The organism is Cronbergia sp. UHCC 0137 (assembly GCF_034932285.1).
GTDB lineage: Bacteria > Cyanobacteriota > Cyanobacteriia > Cyanobacteriales > Nostocaceae > Cronbergia.
The window spans coordinates 18,727-25,160 of sequence record NZ_JAYGHC010000035.1; the positions used below are offsets into that span (position 1 = coordinate 18,727).

Genomic DNA, 6,434 nt, shown 5'->3' on the forward strand with positions numbered 1-6,434 from the left:
CAAAAAGACTTTTTCAGCAACCCCTAATTAAAGGTGCGATTTTTAACAGAACGAAGGATTTGTTTTAACTTTGACGAACATAACTCCAGCAATTCTCATTTTAAGGTTTTATGACATTGAAAGCCTTGACAGATAAAAATCACTACTTCTTTACCACTACCCGCATTTCCCATCTTTAAATTCCGATCCTATTCTCCTGAAGAACCTGGTTTAAGTCTTTCTCTCCAAGAGGGTTGTGCTGAAGTAGAACCAGAGGAATTGTTTCTAACTGGAGGAGAACTGGATTCTGTGTTGCTGTTGCGTCGTCTGGAACGGGATGGTGTTGAAGTCGATGTTGAACTACTTGATTCAGAAGAGCGTCTTCTTCTTCTTCTTGGTGTATGATTTGTAGGCTGCTCTACAACGGAGGAAATTCTTCTCCTTCTACGTCTTCTCGATGAATTAGAACTGGTATTCTCTGTAGCTTCCTCTTCCCTAGAACTCGCAACAACTAAAGTTCGTCTAGATTTTTTAATTGGTTGAGCTTTAATACTAGCTTTGCGACCTCTTAATTTAGGACGGGGAGGAAACTTTTCCACGGGCATTTTTTCTACCACTGTTTCCATAAATTCATGCCAGGTAGAAGCAGCACTGCCACTACTCCCATAGGTAGGGCGGTTATTATCGTTACCTAACCAAACGCCGGTCACAACTTGGGGAATATAACCAATAAACCACAAATCGCGGGCTTCATCAGAAGTTCCAGTCTTACCGGCTACTGGTCTATTACCTAATTGAGCCGCAGCACCAGTTCCATTTTCGACTACGTTGCGTAACATCCAGGTCATAATCGCAGCACTGTCAGCATCTAATACTCTTTCTGGTTTAAACTTGGCTGACCAGATTACCTCACCTTGACGGTTAAAAATGCGAGTAATACCATGAACTTCTGTATGTAATCCTTGGGTGGCAAAGCTACCGTAAGCACTGGTTAATTCTAGCAGATTTACCTCATTGGAGCCAAGAGCTAAAGAATAGGTGGGTTTTAATTGAGACTTAATCCCCATTTTCTGAGCTAGTTTAATTGTTGGCTCAAATCCTACATCTAACAATACCTTGACGGCGATGACATTAACTGATTTTGTCAGGGCATCTCTCATGGTCATTGAACCAGAGAATTTTTCACCGTAGTTTTTTGGTTCGTAACCATCGACTACAAAAGGTGCGTCTACATAACTATGATTTGGACTTTTGCCAGTCGCGATCGCTGTAGCATAGAGAAAGCCCTTAAATGTCGATCCTGGTTGACGCTGGGCTTGGGTAACGCGATTAAATTGGTTTTTACTAAAGTCTTTCCCCCCTACCATCGCCTTAATTTCACCGTTCCGGGGGTCCACTGCTACTAAAGCCGCTTCCTTAAAGTTTTGCCAACGGCCTTCATTTCTTAACGTTTTGCTAACTGCCTTTTCTGCTGCTTCTTGCCAAGTAGGATTTAAGCTAGTCTCTACCACTAACCCCCCCACTGCCAACACATCAGGACTCACATATTTAGGCAACTCCTGTTGAATATAGCTGGTAAAGTAGGGAAACTCTACTTGTAGGCGTTTGGGTAATTTACTATTAAGTTTTAATGCTTCTTGTGATGCAGCTTTTCTTTCCTCTGCTATAATCATTCCATTTGCTTCCATCCGTTGCAATACCTGATTTCGCCGTAGTATTGCCAACTCTGGATTATTATCTGGAGCGTAAAGATTCGGGGCAGGGGCTAGTCCTGCGATGGTTGCCATTTCTGACAAGGTGAGTTGATCTAAAGATTTGCCGAAGTACACCCAAGCTGCATCAGCTACACCGTAAGCCCCAGAACCTAAGTAAACTAAATTTAGATAACGTTCTAAAATCTGTCTTTTCGTTAGTTCTTTTTCTAATTTCTGGGCTAACCGCATTTCCTGAAGTTTTCGCCAAATTGAACGTTCTGGTTTGAGAAAGAGGATTCGCGCTACCTGCTGGGTGATGGTACTACCACCTTCGACGATGTTCTGCGATCGCAAATTACTCAAAGCTGCTCTAAAAATCCCGACTAAATCTATACCGTTGTGGAGTTCAAACCTTTGGTCTTCTGAGGCAATGAAAGCTTGTCTAAGGGTATCTGGTATCTGCTCTAGCTTGAGTTGTTCTCTGGTTGCTTCTCCCTGCTGTTGCAGAACTCTACCATCGGCAGCTTTAATAGTCAAGGTTTGCTCTCGGACTATCGCTTTGAGTTGCCCTCTATCTGGTAAAGTGCTTTCTATTTCTCCGATTGCATAATTGCAAGCTATGATCCCACCACCTAGACTCAAACCGGCCCAAAACCACACACGTCGATAAAACGGTTTATCGCTGTTAACAATTCTAACAACCATTCCCAAGGAGCCGGTTGTGATTTGACTGATTAACTGTTGTGCTTTTACCAGCATTTTGGGGGGGTAAGTTTTCATGAAGGACCAATTTAAGGTATGGAGGGTAAAAAAGAAAAATCCATGGCTGTTTTTCTTGATCATTACCCAGGGGTAATAGCTGTATTTTTATTTGGATTAAATTAAGATTTATTAATTGTTAACCAAATGTAGTTACAGCCTGGCTATGTTAAAGATTTTCAATGCGTTATAATAGTATCCCATAAGCAATCAAATAGATTCAGTTCTAAATTATGTTCTTTACAAAAACAACATATTAGGAGGAGTCAGAAGGGGAAAAAACGGAATGTTCCCTGCCCACCCAATTGTATGGAGAAAGGCTGGCTAAAAAATTGGCTCGAAGTGCGATCGCTCTTGGTAGTAATATGGGTGAATCTCTAGAAATTTTAGAAGCATCCTTAGAAATTTTAGAAAAAACAGCAGGTATCAGCCTAGAAGCCAAATCTAGTTGGTACAAAACCAAACCCATGGGTCCACCCCAACCAGATTACTTAAATGGCTGTGTAATACTGGAAGTAGAAATGTCACCCCAGGCATTGTTAGCAACATTGTTAGCGACTGAACAAAGATTTGGCCGTGTTCGTCAACTACATTGGGGTCCGAGAACCCTAGATTTAGATTTATTGTTATATGATGACTTAATCTTAGATCAGCCCAATCTCCAGATCCCCCATCCTGGGATGCAGGAAAGAGGTTTTGTATTAGTCCCTCTGGCAGAAATAGCCCCCACTTGGATACACCCTGTTTCTGAACAGACCATTGAAAGTCTACTCAAGGGAATAGATTGTAGCGATGTACAATTATATTACAGCAGATAGTAGATCAATGAGGTACAGAACTTAAATTGAAACCTATACACAAAGCTAGTTTTTCTCCTGACTCCTGACTCCTGACTCCTGACTCCTGCTATATCATTCTTAAATACAGTCAAATACAAAATCACACTGATTACACTAAACAGTTAAAGTAGATATCCTGTGTATTGATCAATAAAAAAAATTTAACTATGCCAGTAGGTAGAGAATTACCACAGTTACTAAAACAACGCTTATTCCATAAAGGACGCAAGTTTAATTTTGAAGTCAATCGCTTGCGCTTACCCAATAAAGCAGAAGGGGAATGGGAGTGTATTCGCCATCCAGGTGGCGCTTTGGCTGTACCATTAACGTCAGATGGTAAATTGATCCTTGTCCGACAGTATCGGTTTGCAGTTCAGGGAAGAATATTAGAGTTTCCCGCAGGTACAGTAGAACTCAGCGAAAATCCCTTACAAACCATACAAAGAGAAATTGCTGAAGAAACAGGATATTTCGCTCACAAGTGGGATAAATTAGGAGAGTTTTTCCTGGCACCGGGTTATTCTGATGAAATAATCTATGCTTTTATGGCTAGAGATTTGGAAAAACTAGAAACACCACCAGCACAAGACGGAGACGAAGATATAGAAGTGGTATTTTTCACCCCGGAAGAACTGGAAACAGCTATTTTAGAGGGACAACCAGTAGATGCAAAGTCAATATCAAGCTTTTTGCTGGCTCGCCCATTCCTAAAAAGGATCTAAAAACAGGGAAATCAACTAGAAATCTGCCAAATTTTAATAGTATTATCTTCACCACTACTGATCAAGGTTTTACCATCAGCACTAAAAGCGAGTGATGTAACCGGGTGAGTATGTCCGGTGAGAGTGATGAGTTCTTCACCTGTGGCAACATTCCATAATTTAATCGTGCGATCGCGGTTGCCACTGGCTAGAATTTTACCATCTTTACTCCAAGCGATCGCTACAGTATTGTCCCGTGATGGGAGAGTGCGAATTTCTGCACCTGTACCCATATTCCATAATTTAATAGTGCGATCGCGACTGGAACTAGCTAAAATTTGACCATCAGGACTAAAAGCCACAGATGTCACCGTTTGCGAATTGGGTGTAAGGGTATGAATTGACTTTTCCTGAGCGACATTCCACAATTTAATAGTCTTATCAAAACTACCACTAGCAACAATCAAACCATTGGGACTGATAGCAACAGAACGCACCCAGTAAGAATGACCTCTGAGGTTATGAAGTAGCTGTCCCGTTACCAAATTCCACACTTTGATATTATGGTCATCGCTACCACTCACCAAAGTTTTACCATCTGTACTAAACGCTAAAGCGTGAATAGAATCACTATGACCTGTTAAAGTATAAACTAGCTTTTTAGTGGTTAAATTCCAGACCTTAATAGTTTTATCATCACTTCCACTAACCAAAGTTTTGCCATTGGGACTAATCGCTACCACATTCACCCGTTGAGAATGTCCTTGTAAGACAGCAAGTTCCTGTCCTGTGGTGAAATTCCATAATTTAATCCTGTGATACTTTTTCTTAGCGTCACCTCCAGCCAGATCATTGCACTTTAGTCTGCTACCCACCACACAATCACCACTACTAGCAATTATTTGAGTATCGGCATTAATAGCTACAGCCGAAACCGAATCATCCTTTGCTGAGAGAGTCTTAATTAACGAAATTTTCCCTAAAAATTGCCTGGGGGAATTAGCAACCAGCACATCATTATGGTTTTGAGGTAGATTCAACCTAGAAGAGAAATCCGTTTGTAGATGATTAAATAATCTATAACTAGATTCTCCCAGACCTAAAAATACAACTGTGCCAATTAATAACACCAAATTTCTGAGCAGAATATATTTTTGGGGATAGTTATCTAACTGTTTGGTTTTAATCGGTGAATTACTTTTTGTTGATAATGCAAGTGGTTTCTTCTTTGCCAAATCCCTAATTACTTCATCCACTGATTGATAACGGTTTTTAATATCTTTTTGCAACAATTTATCGAGAACTTGAGTTAATTCTGTACTTAAAGGACAACGTAAATAACGCTGCCAATCGTTTACCCAAGCGTATCCATGCTCCATCCACAGTTGAAAAGGTGAGATTCCTGTTAATAGATGAAAGCAGGTAGCACCCAAACTAAATAAATCACTAGAAGGGAAAGCTTTACCATCTCTAATTTGTTCAATAGAAGAGTAACCATGGGAACCAATTGATGTCCCATTTTTTTTATGCACTTTTGCCGTTAATTGTTTAGAAGACCCGAAATCAATCAGCACCAATCTACCGTCATTTTTACGCCGAATAATATTTTCTGGCTTGATATCTCGATGAATAACCCCCCAATCATGGATAAATTTAAGAATTGGCAATAAATCCAGTAACAAAGATTGAATGTCCCAATCTTTATATGTTTTGCGGATATATAACTCTTCTAACAGATTTTGTCCATTAATAAATTGTTGTACCAAATACAAGCAATCGTCCTGTTCAAAATACGCTATCAAAGTGGGAATTTGTGGATGTTCTCCTAGTTGTTGAAGTCGCTTTGCTTCTTGAGCAAATAACTCCATTGCTTTCTTTTGTGACCAAGTTCCTTGAAATTTTGGTGCTAATTGTTTAAGCACACAAAGTTCATTTAATTTATCTGTATCTTCTGATAGATAAGTTCTACCAAATCCCCCTTCATCGGAAAGTACGCGAATGACGCGGAAACGATTTCGTAAAAGTGACACTAAAGGGGTGTTACAACTTAGACAAAACTGCTTTCCATCAGGATTTTGAGGATTTTGACAATCGGGATTTAAGCAGCAAATCATAGTCTAACCAATGGGACTACATGATGAATTATCCTAAATTTATATGGTCTTCTCCCTACAAACAATTGATTCTCATGCACTTATTTGGTGCTTGATTTTGGTAAATAAACCTGATTGGGTTTTGGGAGATTATTTAATTATTAAGCTAATACGAGAGCCATATAAGTTAACGATTTCCTCGATTATATAACAGGTTAAATTGAAAAATTGATTAAATTGCTGCTAAAATTCTTTATTTTTATTAGCTACTATCTATTCAGTAAAAACCATTGGTTGTAATTAATGTAAATTAAATGTTTTAATTGAACATTAATGATCAAGAAATAAGATTCACTACAGTAATTAGGG

At 39.4% G+C, this 6,434-nt stretch carries 4 protein-coding genes; 2 read left to right on the forward strand and 2 right to left on the reverse strand.

Annotated elements, in window-relative coordinates:
• Window positions 1-188 precede the first annotated feature (188 nt).
• Window positions 189-2,453 (reverse strand): penicillin-binding protein 1A, encoded by a 2,265-nt coding sequence (locus VB711_RS17685; RefSeq protein ID WP_323287512.1) that lies wholly within the window; start codon window positions 2,451-2,453, stop codon window positions 189-191.
• A 284-nt stretch (window positions 2,454-2,737) separates the two neighbouring features.
• On the opposite strand from VB711_RS17685, the gene folK reads away from it, so the two are divergent.
• Both folK and VB711_RS17695 read left to right on the forward strand, forming a co-directional pair.
• Window positions 2,738-3,250: a 2-amino-4-hydroxy-6-hydroxymethyldihydropteridine diphosphokinase gene (folK, locus tag VB711_RS17690; protein ID WP_323287513.1), complete on the forward strand. Its 513-nt coding sequence runs from the start codon at window positions 2,738-2,740 to the stop codon at window positions 3,248-3,250.
• A 188-nt stretch (window positions 3,251-3,438) separates the two neighbouring features.
• Window positions 3,439-3,993 carry an NUDIX hydrolase gene (locus tag VB711_RS17695; protein ID WP_323287514.1) on the forward strand — a complete coding sequence of 185 codons (555 nt, stop codon included), beginning with the start codon at window positions 3,439-3,441 and terminating at the stop codon, window positions 3,991-3,993.
• 11 nt (window positions 3,994-4,004) lie between these two features.
• On the opposite strand, the gene VB711_RS17700 is transcribed toward VB711_RS17695, so the two are convergent.
• Window positions 4,005-6,086 (reverse strand): serine/threonine-protein kinase, encoded by a 2,082-nt coding sequence (locus VB711_RS17700; protein WP_323287516.1) that lies wholly within the window; start codon window positions 6,084-6,086, stop codon window positions 4,005-4,007.
• Window positions 6,087-6,434: the final 348 nt, after the last annotated feature.

Coding starts and splice junctions, on each gene's coding strand:
- VB711_RS17685 (WP_323287512.1), bottom strand. CDS start 2,453: ATGAAAACTTACCCCCCCAAAATGCTGGTAAAAGCACAACAGTTAATC.
- VB711_RS17700 (WP_323287516.1), bottom strand. CDS start 6,086: ATGATTTGCTGCTTAAATCCCGATTGTCAAAATCCTCAAAATCCTGAT.
- VB711_RS17695 (WP_323287514.1), top strand. CDS start 3,439: ATGCCAGTAGGTAGAGAATTACCACAGTTACTAAAACAACGCTTATTC.